This is a genomic window from Sphingomonas sp. CBMAI 2297, from assembly GCF_029870595.1.
Taxonomy (GTDB): Bacteria; Pseudomonadota; Alphaproteobacteria; order Sphingomonadales; family Sphingomonadaceae; genus Sphingomonas.
This window is the reverse complement of sequence record NZ_JAPDIR010000005.1, coordinates 1-14,582: the sequence shown is the minus strand read 5'-3', so window position 1 is coordinate 14,582 and position 14,582 is coordinate 1. Positions and strand designations below refer to the sequence as shown.

21 protein-coding genes and 1 pseudogene are annotated in these 14,582 nt (G+C 68.9%); 6 read left to right on the top strand and 16 right to left on the bottom strand.

The features are described from left to right. Positions 1-336: 336 nt before the first annotated feature. From OMP43_RS08625 to hisB, 8 genes are all read right to left on the bottom strand, one after another. Positions 337-714: a histidine triad nucleotide-binding protein gene (locus OMP43_RS08625; protein ID WP_280279313.1), complete on the bottom strand. Its 378-nt coding sequence runs from the start codon at positions 712-714 to the stop codon at positions 337-339. Positions 715-774: 60 nt separating this feature from the next. Beyond that, positions 775-1,092: a phosphoribosyl-ATP diphosphatase gene (locus OMP43_RS08620; protein ID WP_280279312.1), complete on the bottom strand. Its 318-nt coding sequence runs from the start codon at positions 1,090-1,092 to the stop codon at positions 775-777. 58 nt (positions 1,093-1,150) lie between these two features. Continuing rightward, positions 1,151-1,354, bottom strand: coding sequence for a hypothetical protein (locus OMP43_RS08615; RefSeq protein ID WP_280279311.1), 204 nt, complete (start codon positions 1,352-1,354; stop codon positions 1,151-1,153). Positions 1,355-1,390: 36 nt separating this feature from the next. Further along, positions 1,391-1,645: a PEP-CTERM sorting domain-containing protein gene (locus tag OMP43_RS08610; protein ID WP_280279310.1), complete on the bottom strand. Its 255-nt coding sequence runs from the start codon at positions 1,643-1,645 to the stop codon at positions 1,391-1,393. A gap of 124 nt (positions 1,646-1,769) precedes the next feature. Continuing rightward, positions 1,770-2,540, bottom strand: a complete 771-nt coding sequence (hisF, locus tag OMP43_RS08605; RefSeq protein ID WP_280279309.1) for an imidazole glycerol phosphate synthase subunit HisF — start codon at positions 2,538-2,540, stop codon at positions 1,770-1,772. 229 nt (positions 2,541-2,769) lie between these two features. Then, positions 2,770-3,495, bottom strand: a complete 726-nt coding sequence (gene hisA / locus OMP43_RS08600; protein WP_280279579.1) for a 1-(5-phosphoribosyl)-5-[(5-phosphoribosylamino)methylideneamino]imidazole-4-carboxamide isomerase — start codon at positions 3,493-3,495, stop codon at positions 2,770-2,772. Between the two features lie 11 nt (positions 3,496-3,506). Beyond that, on the bottom strand, positions 3,507-4,109 hold the full coding sequence (gene hisH / locus OMP43_RS08595; RefSeq protein WP_280279308.1) for an imidazole glycerol phosphate synthase subunit HisH: 603 nt from the start codon (positions 4,107-4,109) through the stop codon (positions 3,507-3,509). A 142-nt stretch (positions 4,110-4,251) separates the two neighbouring features. Next, positions 4,252-4,839 carry an imidazoleglycerol-phosphate dehydratase HisB gene (hisB, locus tag OMP43_RS08590; protein ID WP_280279307.1) on the bottom strand — a complete coding sequence of 196 codons (588 nt, stop codon included), beginning with the start codon at positions 4,837-4,839 and terminating at the stop codon, positions 4,252-4,254. A 71-nt stretch (positions 4,840-4,910) separates the two neighbouring features. On the opposite strand from hisB, the gene OMP43_RS08585 reads away from it, so the two are divergent. Then, complete coding sequence (locus tag OMP43_RS08585) at positions 4,911-5,399, top strand: ClpXP protease specificity-enhancing factor SspB (RefSeq protein WP_086128528.1); 489 nt, start codon at positions 4,911-4,913, stop codon at positions 5,397-5,399. A 178-nt stretch (positions 5,400-5,577) separates the two neighbouring features. Here the strand turns inward: OMP43_RS08585 and OMP43_RS08580 are convergent, their stop codons facing one another. Further along, positions 5,578-6,234: a PilZ domain-containing protein gene (locus OMP43_RS08580; RefSeq protein WP_280279306.1), complete on the bottom strand. Its 657-nt coding sequence runs from the start codon at positions 6,232-6,234 to the stop codon at positions 5,578-5,580. Between the two features lie 122 nt (positions 6,235-6,356). Between OMP43_RS08580 and fumC the strand changes: the two genes are divergently transcribed. From fumC to OMP43_RS08560, 4 genes are all read left to right on the top strand, one after another. Continuing rightward, positions 6,357-7,745 carry a class II fumarate hydratase gene (fumC, locus tag OMP43_RS08575; RefSeq protein WP_280279305.1) on the top strand — a complete coding sequence of 463 codons (1,389 nt, stop codon included), beginning with the start codon at positions 6,357-6,359 and terminating at the stop codon, positions 7,743-7,745. Between the two features lie 84 nt (positions 7,746-7,829). Then, positions 7,830-8,024, top strand: coding sequence for a hypothetical protein (locus tag OMP43_RS08570; protein WP_280279304.1), 195 nt, complete (start codon positions 7,830-7,832; stop codon positions 8,022-8,024). Between the two features lie 50 nt (positions 8,025-8,074). Beyond that, positions 8,075-8,725, top strand: coding sequence for a guanylate kinase (gene gmk / locus OMP43_RS08565; RefSeq protein ID WP_280279303.1), 651 nt, complete (start codon positions 8,075-8,077; stop codon positions 8,723-8,725). 24 nt (positions 8,726-8,749) lie between these two features. Further along, a complete protein-coding gene (locus OMP43_RS08560) occupies positions 8,750-9,313 on the top strand; it encodes a hypothetical protein (RefSeq protein ID WP_280279302.1) in 564 nt (187 codons plus the stop codon). A gap of 87 nt (positions 9,314-9,400) precedes the next feature. Here OMP43_RS08560 and OMP43_RS08555 read toward each other — a convergent pair whose 3' ends face one another. The 7 genes from OMP43_RS08555 to OMP43_RS08525 all read right to left on the bottom strand — a co-directional run bounded on the left by OMP43_RS08555 (position 9,401) and on the right by OMP43_RS08525 (position 14,189). Then, entirely contained in the window at positions 9,401-10,078 is a 678-nt protein-coding gene (locus tag OMP43_RS08555) for an ATP12 family protein (protein WP_280279301.1), read from the bottom strand. Next, positions 10,075-10,308: a hypothetical protein gene (locus OMP43_RS08550; RefSeq protein ID WP_280279300.1), complete on the bottom strand. Its 234-nt coding sequence runs from the start codon at positions 10,306-10,308 to the stop codon at positions 10,075-10,077. The genes OMP43_RS08555 and OMP43_RS08550 overlap by 4 nt, the downstream gene beginning before the upstream one ends. Further along, positions 10,305-10,967 carry an HAD-IA family hydrolase gene (locus OMP43_RS08545; RefSeq protein WP_280279299.1) on the bottom strand — a complete coding sequence of 221 codons (663 nt, stop codon included), beginning with the start codon at positions 10,965-10,967 and terminating at the stop codon, positions 10,305-10,307. The genes OMP43_RS08550 and OMP43_RS08545 overlap by 4 nt, the downstream gene beginning before the upstream one ends. Positions 10,968-11,013: 46 nt before the next feature. Then, positions 11,014-11,616, bottom strand: a complete 603-nt coding sequence (locus OMP43_RS08540) for an FMN-binding negative transcriptional regulator (RefSeq protein WP_280279298.1) — start codon at positions 11,614-11,616, stop codon at positions 11,014-11,016. Beyond that, positions 11,616-12,884, bottom strand: coding sequence for an RluA family pseudouridine synthase (locus OMP43_RS08535; protein WP_280279297.1), 1,269 nt, complete (start codon positions 12,882-12,884; stop codon positions 11,616-11,618). The genes OMP43_RS08540 and OMP43_RS08535 overlap by 1 nt, the downstream gene beginning before the upstream one ends. Beyond that, positions 12,881-13,258, bottom strand: a complete 378-nt coding sequence (gene crcB, locus OMP43_RS08530) for a fluoride efflux transporter CrcB (RefSeq protein WP_280279296.1) — start codon at positions 13,256-13,258, stop codon at positions 12,881-12,883. Before crcB ends, OMP43_RS08535 begins: the two co-directional genes overlap by 4 nt. 196 nt (positions 13,259-13,454) lie before the next feature. Continuing rightward, entirely contained in the window at positions 13,455-14,189 is a 735-nt protein-coding gene (locus tag OMP43_RS08525) for a hypothetical protein (protein WP_280279295.1), read from the bottom strand. Between the two features lie 149 nt (positions 14,190-14,338). On the opposite strand from OMP43_RS08525, the pseudogene OMP43_RS08520 reads away from it, so the two are divergent. Beyond that, positions 14,339-14,582 (top strand): annotated as a pseudogene (locus OMP43_RS08520) (heme-binding protein); the annotation flags it as partial.

Genomic DNA, 14,582 nt, shown 5'->3' with positions numbered 1-14,582 from the left:
TTGCCCGAAGATCGGACTCTGATTTCGTCGGGCCGGCGATTCCCTCGACCGTGATCCCCGCCATTCCCTCAGCCATCATCCCCGCCATTCTCCACTGTCATCCCCGTGCAGGCGGGGATCCATAGACGCTGCCGTTCCGGCTCCATCCGCTCCGGCAGCGGGGATGGCGCGGTTTGCTGGATTGAGTCGGGGCCTTAGGTTGGGGACTCATATTCTTCTTTCGTCGCCCCGGCCTTGCGCCGGGTTCCCGCTGCCTTACGGGCGGAAGAAGAAGCGGGATCCCGGCACAAGGCCGGGATGACGGCGGAAAATCAAATACTTGTTTGGGTTCGCAACCTAGCTTGCCAGCATCGGGCCGAGCGGCTTGCCGGCGAAGATGTGGACATGGAGGTGCGGCACCTCCTGATGCGCGTCGAGCCCGGTATTGGCGAGCAGGCGATAGCCCGGCGCCACGAACCCTGCCTCGCGCGCGACCTGGCCGACCGCGCGGACGAAGCCGGCGATCTCCGCCTCGCTCGCCCGGGCGGAGAAATCGTCCCACGAGACATAGGCGCCCTTGGGGATCACCAGCACATGGTTCGGCGCCTGCGGGTTGATGTCGTGAAAGGCGAGGGCGAACTCGTCCTCGAACACTTTCCGCGACGGAATCTCGCCGCGCAGGATCTTCGCGAAGACGTTCTGGTCGTCATAGGGCTGGGTGGCGTCGATGGGCATGCGCGGCTCCTTTGCCCATCCAATAGCAAACCGTCATCCGGGCGGAAGCCAGGATCATGGCTATTGGGAACGCCCCGCCTTTTCCTCGATCCCCGACACGCCCTCGCGGCGGGCGAGCTCGGCGCGGACATCGTCCAGGCCCAGGCCGGCATCGGCCAGCAGCACGAGCAGGTGGAAGACCAGGTCGGCCGCCTCCTTGGTGAGTTCCTCGCGATCATCCCGGATCGCGGCGATCACCGTTTCCGTGGCTTCCTCGCCCAGCTTCTGCGCGATCTTGGCGCGGCCGCGATGGGTGAGCTTCGCGACATAGGAACTGTCGGGGTTCGCCGTGCGGCGGGCGCGGATCACGGCTTCGAGGGCGTCGAGGGAGTCGGCCATGGCCCCGGCTGCGGGAGGCAGGCGCGCCTGTCAATCCTTGGGCATCAATCCTCGGGCTTCAATCGCGGGGCGCGGTCTTGCGGAAGCGCGCGCGCAGCCGGCTGCGGACGAACCACACGCCGGCTGCGGCGCAGGCGGCGAGCGCGAGGTCCGAAAGCTCGGGCATCGAGCGGGTGCCGGCCCGGCCGGTATGCGGCGGCTCGTCGGCGGCCAGGGCGGGCGTGGCGGCGAGCAGCAGCAGGGGAAGCAGGGCGTTGCGCATGGCAGGGGAGCCTAGCCGCAACGCCCCGACAAATCGTTAACCGCGGCGACGGACCCGGCGCGCGGCCAGCGCGCCGATCGTGCCGAGCGCGAACAGGCCGAGCATGCCGGGCTCGGGAATCGAAGTGGGGCTGCCCGAGCCGCCGCTGCTGCTGCTCGTGGTGCCGCCACCGCTGCTGCTGCTGGAGGGCGTGCCCGGATCGACGGGCGGCTTGTCCATGGCGAAGGCGGGCATGGCCGCAAGGGTAGCGACGAGGCCGAACGCGGCCAGATTGGCGAAGTTACGGTTCATGGTCCTGGTTCCCTCTTTTGATTGTCCTCGAGAGGAAGCAAGAAGCCGGCCGCTTTGCGGATTCGGCGCATTTCCGCGGCTTTCGATGGTTAAGAGGCGCCTCGCGGAACTGGTAAATGTAAGGCTAACCGACGACCGGGCTTCGCACCGGGATGCCGGCGGCGGCCATGGCGCGATGGGCGTCGGCGATGCTGGCCTCGCCGAAATGGAAGATCGAGGCCGCCAGCACCGCGCTGGCATGGCCGTCGCGAATGCCCTCGACCAGATGCCGGAGGCTGCCGACGCCGCCGGAGGCGACGACGGGCACGGTCACCTGGTCGGCGATCGCGCGGATCAGCTCTAGATCGTAGCCGTCGCGGGTGCCGTCGCGGTCCATCGAGGTGATCAGCAGCTCGCCGGCGCCGAGATGGGCGAGGGCGATGGCGTGCGTCACTGCGTCGATGCCGGTGGGCTTGCGGCCGCCATGGGTGAAGACTTCCCAGCCATTCGCGGTGCGGCGTGCGTCGACCGAGGCGACGACGCACTGGCTGCCCATCTTCTCGGCGATCTCGGCGACGATTTCGGGGCGCGAGACCGCGGCGGAGTTGACCGCCACCTTGTCGGCGCCGGCGAGGAGGAGCGCGCGGGCATCCTCGACGCCGCGCACGCCGCCGCCGACGGTGAGCGGCATGAAGCAGACCTCGGCGGTGCGGCGCACCACGTCGAGGATGGTGCCGCGCGCCTCGTGGCTGGCGGTGATGTCGAGGAAGCAGAGCTCGTCGGCGCCCGCCGCGTCATAGGCGCGGGCCTGCTCGACGGGATCGCCGGCATCGATCAGGTCGACGAAATTGACGCCCTTGACCACACGGCCATTGGCGACGTCGAGGCAGGGGATGACGCGGGCGCGGACGGTCATGCGATTTGCTCGCGATGGGGGGCGAGGGCGCCGGGAAGAAGAGATTTGTTCACGCGGAGACGCGAAGGCGCGGAGGTGGCGGGCCGTCTTGCGGCGTCAGCCGCGACATCTTGCGTCAGATTCCTGGCACGCCGCAGGAAGGAGGGGCCGCTCGCGCGGCCGAGCGATTTCTCCGCGCCTCCGCGTCTCCGCGTGAACAGAATCTTCGCTTCCTCGCGTCCCGCGAACCTCATGCCTTGCCCACTTCGATCGCCCATTTGAGGTCGAGCCGGCCGTCGTAGAGCGCGCGGCCGGTGATCACGCCTTCCACGCCATCCGCGACGTGCGGGCGCAGCGCGTGGATGTCGGCGATGTCGGTCACGCCGCCGCTGGCGATGACCGGGATCGCGATGGCGCGGGCGAGGGCGACGGTCGCCTCGACATTGCAGCCCTTCAGCAGCCCGTCGCGGCCGACATCGGTGAAGAGGAGCGCGGCGACGCCGGCATCCTCGAAACGGCGGGCGAGATCGGCCACCGCCACGTCCGACACATCGGCCCAGCCGCGGGTGGCGACCATGCCGTCGCGCGCGTCGACGGCGACGACGATGCGGCCGGGATTGTCGCGTGCCGCCTCGCGGACCAGGTCCGGATTCTCCAGCGCGGCCGTGCCGATCACCACGCGGCGGACGCCGAGATCGAGCCAGCGCTCGATCGCGTCCCGGTTGCGGATGCCGCCGCCGAGCTGGATCTTGCCGCCGAAGCGCTCGAGGATCGAGGACACCGCCGCGCCATTGACCGATTCGCCGGCAAAGGCGCCGTCGAGATCGACGACATGCAGCCATTCGGCACCGGCCTGCGCGAAGATCTCCGCCTGGGCGGCGGGATCGTCGCCATAGACGGTGGCGCGGGCCATGTCGCCCTCTGCCAGGCGCACGACCTGGCCGGCCTTGAGGTCGATGGCGGGGAAGATGATCAGGCCATCCGGGTCTAGGGGCGCCAAGCGAGGAACCTTTCCATCAGCGCGATGCCGTAGCGCTGGCTTTTCTCGGGGTGGAACTGGACGCCGATCATGTTGTCGCGGCCGATCGCCGCGGTGACCGGGCCGCCATGGTCGGTAGTGGCGAGCACCGCGTCGCCGGTGAAGGCGAAGCTGTGCAGGAAATAGGCCTGGCCCGGCTCGATCAGCGAGTGGGACAGGGTGGGTACGACGTCGTTCCAGCCCATGTGCGGCACGCGGATGCCGGGGGCGGGCGCGATCGCGCGGACGGTGCCGGGGATCCAGCCGAGGCCGGGATGGCTGCCCATCTCTTCCCCGGCATCGGCCATCAGCTGCATGCCGACGCAGACGCCGAGAAAGGGCGCGCCCTGCCGGCGGACCCGCTCGTGCAGCGCCTCGACCATGCCGGGGATCGCCCGCAGCCCGGCGGCACAGGCTCCAAAGGCGCCGACGCCGGGCAGGACGACCCGGTCGGCACCCAGCACCGCTTGCGGATCGGCGGTAACCGCGACGTCCGCCGCGCCCGCCGCCTTCAGGGCATTATGGACCGAATGGAGATTGCCGGCGCCATAGTCGATCAGGGCGATGGTCATGCTCTCCCCTCCCTGGAAGGGAGGGAGCCGGGGTGGGGTGATGCACGCGCTACGGCGCCGGTTGGCGCGACGCGGCAATATTGGCTGGACGCGACCCATCCCCAGCCCCTCCCTTCGAGGGAGGGGAGCCTGATGGCGTCGTTCACAGCACCCCCTTGGTGCTGGGCACTGCATCGGCCTTGCGCGGATCGATCTCCACCGCCTCGCGCAGCGCCCGGGCCAGGCCCTTGAACGCGGCTTCCGCGATGTGATGGTTGTTGGTGCCGTAAAGTGTCTCGATATGGAGCGTCAGCCCGGCGGTCTGGGCGAAGGAATGGAACCAGTGCTCGAACATCTCGGTGTCCATTTCGCCCAGCCGCTTCTGGCTGAACTCGGTCTTCCAGACGAGATAGGGGCGCCCGGAAATGTCCACCGCGACGCGGGTGAGCGTCTCGTCCATCGGCGAGAGCGCGTCGGCATAGCGCCGGATGCCCTTCTTGTCGCCCAGCGCCCTGGCGATGGCCTCCCCGATCGCCAGCCCGGTATCCTCCACCGTGTGGTGCTGGTCGATATGCAGGTCGCCCACCGTCTTCACGTCGAGATCGATCAGCGAATGGCGGCTGAGCTGCTCGAGCATGTGATCGAAAAAGCCGATCCCGGTGGAAACGGCATAGGCGCCGGTGCCGTCGAGGTTGACGGTGACGTCGACGGCGGTCTCGCTCGTCTTGCGGCTCACGGTGGCGGTGCGCATGGCGTCCCACATAGCGATGGTTGCCGCGCATGCAATCTTGACCGTGCTGCCGGGGACGCTACCCAAGGGGCATGACCGGCAACGTGCCCGATAGCCTGATTCCCTATGATGAGATCGTGCAGGAAGCCCTGCGCGCCGTGGTCGGCCGCGTGCTCGGCTCGGTCGCCGATTCGGGCGGAAACCTGCCCGGCGGACATCATTTCTACATCACCTTCAAGACGCACGCGCCCGGGGTCGATATCCCGCAGCGGCTGATCGATCGCTTCCCGGACGAGATGACCATCGTCCTGCAGCATCGATTCTGGGACCTGAAGGTCGACGACAATAAATTCTCGGTGGGCCTGAGCTTCAATCAGGTGCCGGCGATGCTCAACATCCCCTTCTCGGCGATCACCGGCTTCCATGATCCGGCGGTGAATTTCGAGCTGCGCTTCCAGGCGGCCGATGGCGGCGACGAGCCCGAGCCGCAGCATGACGAGGCCGAGAATGACGAGCCGCCGGCCAAGCCGGTCGAGGACGGCTCGAACGTCGTCTCGGTGGATTTCAAGCGGAAGAAGTAAGCCGGCGCCCGCGTCGTTCCGAGGGGCGCGCCGTTCCTGAATTCCCGTCGCCCCGGCCTTGTGCCGGGGTCCACGGTGCTTCGAATTCAGCACCAAGAGCTTCTTGTTCTCCGTCCGCCTCCCGGTGGACCCCGGCACAAGGCCGGGATGACGGATAGGGGTGTCCGAACGCCTCGCCCTAGCGCAGCAGCCGCGCGCGCAGTTCCTGCATCGCCACGGCATCCACGGCGGCGGCGGGATCGTCCGCGCCCAGGATCGCGCCCAGGTGATCGAGGATCTGGCTGGCGCGATCGAGATTCTGCAGCGACGCCATATGGGCAGCGATCACGTGCGGATCGTCGATCAGCTGCTCGCCCAGCCGGTCGAGCAGTTCGCGGACATGGAAGATCTCCTCGACCAGGCGCGTGCCGAGATTGGCGAGGTCCGGCGCGGCCGCCGTCGGGACCGGTTCCGCGGGCAGCGCGCCGCCGCCGCGCACCGCCTGCTGGATCGCATCGACCCGGGCCTGGCCGCGATGGCCCTGGAAACTCGGAACGCGATTGCCGGAGACCCATTCGTCGACGGTGATCGCGCTGGTGTCGAAGGCGACCCCGCAGCGGCCCTGCGTCTGCCACACCACCCGGCCGCCGACTTCGATCTCCGCGCGGGTGAGCGTCAGCAGCGTTCCGGTGCGGGGCAGGGCCGATCCATCCACCATCGCCCCGCCCTCGGAGAGATTGCGGATGCGCACGGGCACCTTCAGCCCGTCCGCCTCGATCGTGGCGGCGAGCAGCAGGTTCTTGCGCGGCTGGCGTTCTTTCGCCGCGCGGGCAGCCATGGACGCATCGACGTACATGATTCGCTTTTAGGCAGCCAAAAACGCACTCTTGGTTAACGCGTACGCAGAATCCCTGAGCGCTGGAATCGCGGCGGCCCAGGGGCTAGGGGAGCGCGAAACGGACAAGAGGACCAGCCAGCGTGACCACCCGTACCGAAACCGATTCGATCGGCGCCATCGAAGTTCCCGCCGACGCCTATTGGGGCGCCCAGACCCAGCGCTCGATCGAGAATTTCCCGTTCGGCGAGATGGAGCGCATGCCGCTCGGCATCGTCCATGCCCAGGCGATCGTGAAGCAGGCCGCGGCGCGGGTGAACGTGAAGCACGGGCTCGATCCGAAGATCGCCGAAGTGATCGACCAGGTTGCGCAGGAGATCGTCGACGGCAAGCTGGACGACCAGTTCCCGCTGGTGATCTGGCAGACCGGCAGCGGCACCCAGACCAACATGAACGTCAACGAAGTGATCGCGGGCCGCGCCAACGAGATCCTCACCGGCAAGCGCGGCGGCAAGGCGCCGATCCATCCGAACGACCATGTGAACATGGCCCAGTCGTCGAACGATTCGTTCCCGACCGCGCTGCACATCGCCGCCGCCCGGGCGGTGACGCTCAAGCTCTATCCGGCGCTCGACCGGCTGCACGCCTCGATCGAGGCGAAGGTCAAGGCCTGGGATCACATCGTCAAGATCGGCCGCACGCACCTGCAGGATGCGACGCCGCTGACGCTGGGCCAGGAATTCTCGGGCTATGCCGCGATGCTGGAGTCGGCCCGGGCGCGCTTCGCCTCCGTGCTCGATCTTGACATCTTCAAGCTGGCGCTGGGCGGCACCGCCGTCGGCACCGGGCTCAACGCTCCTCCGGGCTATGCCGAGGACGTGGCGGCCGAGATCGCGAAGATCACCGGCCTGCCCTTCGTGACGGCGCCGAACAAGTTCGAGGCGCTGGCGACCAAGGACCAGCTGGTCAACCTGTCGGGCACCTGCAACACGCTGGCCGTGTCGCTCACCAAGATCGCCAACGACATCCGCCTGCTGGGCAGCGGCCCGCGCTCGGGCCTGGGCGAGCTTGACCTGCCGGCCAACGAGCCGGGCAGCTCGATCATGCCGGGCAAGGTGAACCCGACGCAGAGCGAATCGCTGACGATGGTCGCGGCGCAGGTGATCGGCAACCACATGGCCGTCACCGTCGGCGGCATGCAGGGCCATTTCGAGCTGAACGTGTTCAAGCCGCTGATCGGCTCGAACGTGCTGCGCTCGATCGAGCTGATGTCGGTCGGCATGGTCAGCTTCGCCGAGCGCGCGGTGGACGGCGCCAAGGCGAACGAGGCGCGGATCAAGGAGCTGGTCGATCGCTCGCTGATGCTGGTGACCGCGCTGGCGCCGGCGATCGGCTATGACAATGCCGCCAAGATCGCCAAGAACGCGCACGAAAAGGGCCTGACGCTCAAGGAAAGCGGGCTGGCGCTCGGCCTGGTCGACGAAGCGACGTTCGACCAATATGTGCGGCCCGAGACGATGATCGGGCGGTAAACCTGCACTTCCCCTCCCTTGCAGGGAGGGGAACTTTGAGCCCTTTCAAGCGCTTGCCCCCGCGTAACCACCAAGGGAGCAAGCATGATCGGGGACGTGATCGCCGGCTGGATCGGCAGCCGCATCGACCGGGCGGACGGCGAGGGCGGGGCGCTGGGCGCCGTTGCCGGGGTGCTGACCTGGAAGGCCGCGAAGAAGATCGTGCCCGCCGCGATCGTGCTCGGCGCCGCCGCCTATGGCGCGCACCGGATATCGCAGCGGATGCGCGCATCGGCCTGAGTCGACTCGCATGACTTGACGCGGGTGGGACTCCCAAGCCAAAGGCGCCCATGCCCCATCGCACCGAGACCGACCCGCACGGATTCAAGCGCCGCGGCGTATTGTTCGTGCTTTCCTCGCCCTCGGGCGCCGGCAAGTCGACGATCGCCCGCAAGCTGCTCGCCGCCGACGACCATCTTCAGATGTCCGTCTCCTACACCACCCGCGCGATGCGCCCGGGGGAGAAGGATGGCGTCGACTATAATTTCGTCGATCTCGAGAAATTCCGCGAGATGGTCGCGAACCACGAGTTCCTCGAATGGGCGCATGTGTTCGACCATCGCTACGGCACGCCGCGCGCGCATGTCGAGGCGATCCTCGATTCGGGCCGCGACGTGCTGTTCGACATCGACTGGCAGGGCGCCCAGCAGCTTTTCCAGCTGGCCGGCGGCGACGTGGTTCGCGTCTTCATCCTGCCGCCATCGTTCAAGGAACTGCACCAGCGGCTGATCAACCGCGCCACCGACACGACCGAAGTGATCGATGCCCGCATGGCCCGTGCCGCCAACGAGGTGAGCCACTGGGACGGCTATGACTATGTGCTGGTCAATGACGATGCCGACCAATGCTACAAGTCGGTCCACACCATCCTGAATGCCGAGCGGCTGAAGCGCTCGCGCCAGACGGGCTTGATCGGATTCATCCGCGGGTTGATGAAGTAGCCTTCCCAACAGGGGGAGGTAATGATGGCAAGACTGTTCCTCGGCGGCGCGCTCGGCGGGTTGGCCATGTGGCTGGTGGGTTTCATCTTCTGGGGGACGCCCCTCAACCTGCTCGCGCTTTCCAAGACCGACGACGCCACCGGCGCGGCGCTCCACGCGGCGCTGGCTCAGCATCTCGGGCCGCTCGGCACCGGGGCCTATCCGGTGCCCTGGCCCTATACGTCGGCCGGCACGGCGCTCTATGGCCAGGGCCCGGTGGCGATGATCCTGTTCAACCAGCGCGGCTTCGCGGCGTTCGATGCGAATGCGCTGGTGGGCGGGCTGGTCCTCGCCATTATCTGCGTGCTGCTCGCCGGGTTCGCGTTGCGCGCAGTGGCGGGCGGGCTCGATTTCGCGGGGCGGCTCAGGCTGGTGGCGATCGTGGCGGTGGCGGTCACTGCCTATTCCGATCTCGGCCAGCCGATCTTCAACCACGCGCCCTGGGGCTATTTCCTCTATCTCTGGGTGAGCGAGGTAGTGAGCTGGATCGCGGCCGGCGCGGTACTCGCCTGGGCGCTGCCGCGGCGAGCCGGGGCAGCCGGCGCCTGAAGCCCGTCCGGGCGCCGGTGGTCTGAAGCGGCTGTCATCGGGCGTTTTGCCGCTCTGAATCCCTTCCCTTTCAGGGAGGGGAGATGCCTAAAGCAATTCCAGGAAGCGCACGCCGGCGTCGAAATCGGCCCGGCGCGCGTCGCGGGCCTGCACCGCCAGCGTGTCCTCGCCCCATTGCTCGGCCTGCCACAGCTCGTCGACATGCGCGGCCTGCCACAACGTCTCGGCATGCACTGCGCCTTCGAGCAGCGCCAGCGCGCCGATCAGCGTGCCGCTCACCGTCACCACCGGCGAAAGCCCGGCGAGATGGAAGGCGTCGAGCGCGTGCACCGCCTCGGCCAGCCGCGCGACGGTGGCTTCGGGCTGGGCCCGGTGCATCACGCCGGTCGCGGTCTCGAAATGCACGTCGTAGCGGCGGCGCGCCCAGTCGAGCAGCGGGTCCCAGGCTTCGGCCTGGCGCGCGACCAGCGGTTCGGGGCCATCCGCGCGATAATAGAGCAGGTCGCTCTCGCCATAGGCGGCGAGGCCCTGGGCGAAGGGCGCGGGATCGACCGCGATCTTGTCGATCGCGGCATTGGCGAGGCCGGTGAGCTTCATCGCGCGCGGATCGATCGTCTCGCCCACGGCGCGCCATTCCTCCGCCACCGCCTCGGCCAGCGCCGGGCTGGGCAGGGCGAGCGGGGCGCGATCGGGCGTGCGCACCGGCTTGCCGTCGAGCGCCACCTGGCCGTTCTCGACGGTCACGTCCTTCCAGAAACGCTTCATGCCTCGGGCGTCGCTTCCACCGGGGTCTTCCAGCGCCGCGCGAGGAAGCGCGGCACCACCGCCATGAAATAGAGCGACGACAACAGGATCGCGCCGCCGAAGACCGTCATGCCATAATGCTGCGCGCGGCCGGCGACCAGCAGCCCGATCACGGCGCCGGCGGTGCCGAGCATGTTGACCGCGACGATGATGTAGTAGCGCTTCATCGCCAGGCGTTCGGCGTCTGTCATAGCGACTCCAGATGCGCGAAGATCTGGCTGGCATGATCGGCGACATGATGCGCGCCGGCGCCGAGCAGCTCCTCGGATGTGTGGTATCCCCATAGCACACCAAGGGCGTGCGTGCCAGCGGCGCGCGCCATCGCCATGTCGAAGCTGGTGTCGCCGATCATCGCCGTGGTCCGCGGCGTGGCGCCGGCCTCGGCGATGGCGCGCTCGAGCATCGCGGGATGCGGCTTGGAGGGATGGCGATCGGCGGTCTGCAGCGTGACGAAGCGCTGGCGGATGCCGTGATGCTCGAGGATCAGGCCGAGCCCGCGGTCCGACTTGCCGGTGGCGACGCCGAGCAGCCAGCCGGCATCGTCGAGCGCCGCGATCGTCTCCGATATGCCGTCATACAGCGGTTCGGGATCGAGCGCGTTGGACGCGCGCATCGCGAAGAAGGCGCGCTTGTATTCGGCGGCCATCGCCTCGTGCAGGTCGTCGCCGCCCTCGGGCAGCAGCCGCGCGATCGCCGGCACCAGGCTGAGGCCGACGATGCGGCGGATGTCGCCGCGATCCGGCGGGTCGAGCCGGTGCGCGACGAAGGTGGCTTCCATCGCCCGGCAGATATTGGCCTGCGAATCGACCAGCGTGCCGTCGCAGTCGAACACGGCGAGGCGGTTGGTCATGCCGGAAACCCGCCATGGCGAAGCAGGGGAGGATATTGGCGGAGCCTCACTTCGCCCCCCGCATCAGCGTGGCCATGGCGCGGCGGCCCCGTGCCTCGAGCGCGTCGGCGGCGGCCAGGCGGGCGGCGTCGGGCTTGTTCTGGCCGAGCTTGAGCGTGCCGCGCCAGGCCCGGACCTCCAGGCGGTAGCCGATGATCGCGGTGAGCAGCTTCGCGGCCCTGGCGGGATCGACCTTGTCCAGCACCCATTCGGGCTTGGGCGCGAGGCGGCGTTCCTGCTCGTGGCTGATCGCGCCCAGGATCGCGCGCAGGCCGGTCTCGTCGGTGCGGGCCACCTGGCCTTCGAGCTCGACCGCGACATAGTTCCAGGTCGGCACCTCGTCCGGGCCGGTGCCGTACCAGTCCGGGCTCACATAGGCGTCGGGGCCCTGCAGGTTGAACAGCGCGGTGGCGCCGTCGAGATGGCGGGCGAGGCCGTTGCCGCGCGCGAGGTGGAAGCCGAGCGTGTCGTCGCCCAGCCACACGATCGGCACATGCGCGACCCGGGGGCCGTCGGGCGTCGCGGCGAAGAGCGCGCCGAAGCCGATGTCGCGAACCAGCGCGCGGATCGCCGGGCGGTCCTCCCAGCGGAAGGCCGGGTGCGGATGCATCAGCGGCTCCGGGGCGTGCGGGGCTTGTCGCCGCCGGCGCGCGGGCCGGGCCGGGCGCCGCGCGGCGCCGGCTTGCGGGCCGCCGGCTTGCCGCCCGGCCTGGCGGCGGGCGGCTTGCGCGTGCTCGGCTTGCCGCCGCTGCGGGGCGCGGGCTTGTCGCCACCGCCCTCGCCGCGCCGGCCGCGCTCGCCGCGGCGCTCCTTGCGCACCGTCTTGGCGTGCGCCCGGGCATTGGCCTTTTGCTGTTCCTTGGTGAGCGGGGCGGGGCCGTCGTCCAGCTGCAGCGCGTCGCCCTCCGCTTCCTCGAAGCCCAGGGTGGCGAGCGATTCGGCGAAATGGTGGGGCAGCGCCGCGCGCACGTCGATCTTGTCGCCATCGGGATGGTCGACGCGGATGCGGCGCGCATGGAGGTGCATCTTGCGGCTGATCCCGCCGGTCAGGAACGCCTCGGGCCCGCCATATTTGCCGTCGCCGACGATCGGGAAGCCGATCGCCGCCATGTGGACGCGCAACTGGTGGGTGCGCCCGGTAAAGGGCTGGAGCTCGACCCAGGCGGCGCGGTTGCCGGCGCGGCCGATCACCCGGTAGCGCGAACGGCTCGGCTGGCCTTCCTTCTCGTCGACCTGCATCTTCTCGCCGCCGGTGCCCGGCTGCTTGCCGATCGGCAGGTCGATGATGCCGTCCTCGATGCTGGGCACGCCGACGACCAGCGCCCAATAGACCTTCCGCGCCGTTCGGCTGGAGAAGTTCTTCGAGAAGGCCGCGGCGGCGCGGGCGGTGCGGGCGACGAGCAGCGCGCCGCTCGTGTCCTTGTCGAGCCGGTGGACGAGCTTGGGCCGGCCCTCGGCCTCGAACTGGAGCGCGTCGAGCAGGCCGTCGACATGCTCGGTGGTCTTGGTGCCGCCCTGCGTCGCCAGGCCCGGCGGCTTGTTGAGCACCAGCGCAGCATCGTCCCGGTGGATCACCAGGCTGCGGGCGAAGTCGATCTGCTCGTCGCTGAGCTTGATGCGCTCGCGCTTCGGGCGGCCGGGCTTTTCGGGCTTGGCGGCTTCGGCCGGGGGCACGCGGATCACCTGGCCCTCGGAGACGTGATCGCCCGGCTTGGCGCGCGCGCCGTCGACGCGGAGCTGGCCGGTGCGCGCCCAGCGCGAGACGGTGTTGAAGCTGGTGTCCGGCATGTGCCGCTTGAACCAGCGATCGAGCCGGATGCCGTCGTCATCGGCCTTGACGGTGAACTGGCGGACGTCCTGTGCGGGGCGAAGGGTCATGGTAATGCTCGCAGGATGCTGAGCCCGGCGAACAGCGCGACCGCCGAGCCGACGACCGATGCGAGGACATAGGCCAGGCCCATGCCATAGTCGCCGCGCTGGATCATGTTCATCAGGTCGAGGGTGAAGGCCGAGAAAGTGGTGTAGCCGCCAAGCACGCCGACGGCGATCAGCAGGCGCCATTGCTCGCCGCCCTGGCCGAGCCTGGCGAGCGTGCCCACGAACACGCCCATCAGGAACCCGCCGATCAGGTTCACGGCAAGCGTGCCCCAGGGATAGTTGGGCCCGAACCAGGCGAGCGTGAGCTTGCCGGTCAGGAAGCGCGCGCCGGAACCGAAGGCGCCGCCGAGCATGACGAGGATAAGGGCAGGCATCCCGAGCGGTTAGCGCGTTATCGTGGAGAGGGGAACTGTTTCAATTCCTCCCCCGGCCTGTCTGGTGGAGAAGGACCGCCGCCGAAGGCGATGGTGAAGGGGTGCGGCGGGTTGCCGCCGCGTGTCGTGGCTGCCCCTCGACCATTCGCTGGCGCGAATGGTTCCCCTCCCCGAGACAAGCTCGGGGAGGAGCCAGCTAGATCCCGTTGTTCGCCACCATGTCGATGTCCGTCCCGCCATCGGGGCGAGTGGTGAGGAACAGCACATAGGCGCCGCCGTCCTTGTCGCGCGTGCCGCCCAATATGTGCTCGCGGCCATCGACCTGATGCTCGCTCGAATAGCCCGAGCGGATCGCCCTGGTGTAATACCAGTCGAGCATCACCTGCATCGGCTGGGGCGAGGAGAAGCTCACCACGCGCAGCTGGCACTTGCCGGCCGTGCTGCCCGCCGCCTCGGTCACTCGCGCCTGTGGGTATAGCGGCAGGTCGCGCGGCAGGCGCTGCGCCCAGCCGGCCGCATATTGCAGCGAGGCGGCGCACTGGCTGGACTTCGGATCCTTCTGCCGCGCGGCGAGGCCGCCGAGCGTCACGGACTCGCGCGCCGCCGCGCACTGGGTGCATTCCTTGGTCGCCTGGGTCGGGGCCGGGGTCTTGAGCAGCGGGCCATTGTCGACCTTGCTGCCGTTCGCCGCGACATTGTCGTTGGGCACGGCGCCGGAATAGGGCTGGCCCGGCGGGCGGATCGCATCGCCATTGGCCTGGCGGCCGAGCTGGGGGTCGACCATGATCTGGTCCTGCAGCGCGCTGGCCAGCGCCGGATCGGCGGCATTGCCGCTCTCCGTATCCGAGGCGTCGCCCAGGCTCCCGCGACTGCCGCATCCCGCCAGCGCGAGGGGCAGGGCAAGCATCAGGAAATACCGTCGGCGGACCATCTCAAACGCTCCTTTGGGCCATTTTCATGCCCGAGGAAGGTTAAGGAAGCCTTGGCCAAGGTGGATTCCCGGCCGGCTCGGCATAGGCTTTCGGGCGGAACTCCGGCCGCGCATGTGCGTATCTGCACGAGCGATCAGATGGGGTTTGCATGCAGCTCAACGCGAAGATGGTCGGCGCCGGCGTGGCCGCCGCGGTTGCCGCCGGTGTCGGATACGCACTGCTCTTCAGGCCCGAGGACGAGGCCGCGTTCAGCACCGTCACGCGCGACGGCGCGTTCAGCGTGCGCGACTATCCCAGGCTGCTCGTCGCCGAGGCGGTGGTGCCCGGGCTTCGCCAGGCGGCGCTCTCCGTCGGCTTTACCCGGCTTGCCGACTATGTGTTCGGCCGGGGGC

Bases quoted from the DNA above. Each gene is read 5' to 3' on its own strand.
- OMP43_RS08625 (WP_280279313.1), bottom strand. From the start codon at position 714: ATGCCCATCGACGCCACCCAGCCCTATGACGACCAGAACGTCTTCGCG.
- OMP43_RS08620 (WP_280279312.1), bottom strand. From the start codon at position 1,092: ATGGCCGACTCCCTCGACGCCCTCGAAGCCGTGATCCGCGCCCGCCGC.
- OMP43_RS08615 (WP_280279311.1), bottom strand. From the start codon at position 1,354: ATGCGCAACGCCCTGCTTCCCCTGCTGCTGCTCGCCGCCACGCCCGCC.
- OMP43_RS08610 (WP_280279310.1), bottom strand. From the start codon at position 1,645: ATGAACCGTAACTTCGCCAATCTGGCCGCGTTCGGCCTCGTCGCTACC.
- hisF (WP_280279309.1), bottom strand. From the start codon at position 2,540: ATGACCGTCCGCGCCCGCGTCATCCCCTGCCTCGACGTCGCCAATGGC.
- hisH (WP_280279308.1), bottom strand. From the start codon at position 4,109: ATGACCATCGCCCTGATCGACTATGGCGCCGGCAATCTCCATTCGGTC.
- hisB (WP_280279307.1), bottom strand. From the start codon at position 4,839: ATGCGCACCGCCACCGTGAGCCGCAAGACGAGCGAGACCGCCGTCGAC.
- OMP43_RS08585 (WP_086128528.1), top strand. From the start codon at position 4,911: ATGACCGGCAACGTGCCCGATAGCCTGATTCCCTATGATGAGATCGTG.
- OMP43_RS08580 (WP_280279306.1), bottom strand. From the start codon at position 6,234: ATGTACGTCGATGCGTCCATGGCTGCCCGCGCGGCGAAAGAACGCCAG.
- OMP43_RS08570 (WP_280279304.1), top strand. From the start codon at position 7,830: ATGATCGGGGACGTGATCGCCGGCTGGATCGGCAGCCGCATCGACCGG.
- gmk (WP_280279303.1), top strand. From the start codon at position 8,075: ATGCCCCATCGCACCGAGACCGACCCGCACGGATTCAAGCGCCGCGGC.
- OMP43_RS08560 (WP_280279302.1), top strand. From the start codon at position 8,750: ATGGCAAGACTGTTCCTCGGCGGCGCGCTCGGCGGGTTGGCCATGTGG.
- OMP43_RS08555 (WP_280279301.1), bottom strand. From the start codon at position 10,078: ATGAAGCGTTTCTGGAAGGACGTGACCGTCGAGAACGGCCAGGTGGCG.
- OMP43_RS08550 (WP_280279300.1), bottom strand. From the start codon at position 10,308: ATGACAGACGCCGAACGCCTGGCGATGAAGCGCTACTACATCATCGTC.
- OMP43_RS08545 (WP_280279299.1), bottom strand. From the start codon at position 10,967: ATGACCAACCGCCTCGCCGTGTTCGACTGCGACGGCACGCTGGTCGAT.
- OMP43_RS08540 (WP_280279298.1), bottom strand. From the start codon at position 11,616: ATGCATCCGCACCCGGCCTTCCGCTGGGAGGACCGCCCGGCGATCCGC.
- OMP43_RS08535 (WP_280279297.1), bottom strand. From the start codon at position 12,884: ATGACCCTTCGCCCCGCACAGGACGTCCGCCAGTTCACCGTCAAGGCC.
- crcB (WP_280279296.1), bottom strand. From the start codon at position 13,258: ATGCCTGCCCTTATCCTCGTCATGCTCGGCGGCGCCTTCGGTTCCGGC.
- OMP43_RS08525 (WP_280279295.1), bottom strand. From the start codon at position 14,189: ATGGTCCGCCGACGGTATTTCCTGATGCTTGCCCTGCCCCTCGCGCTG.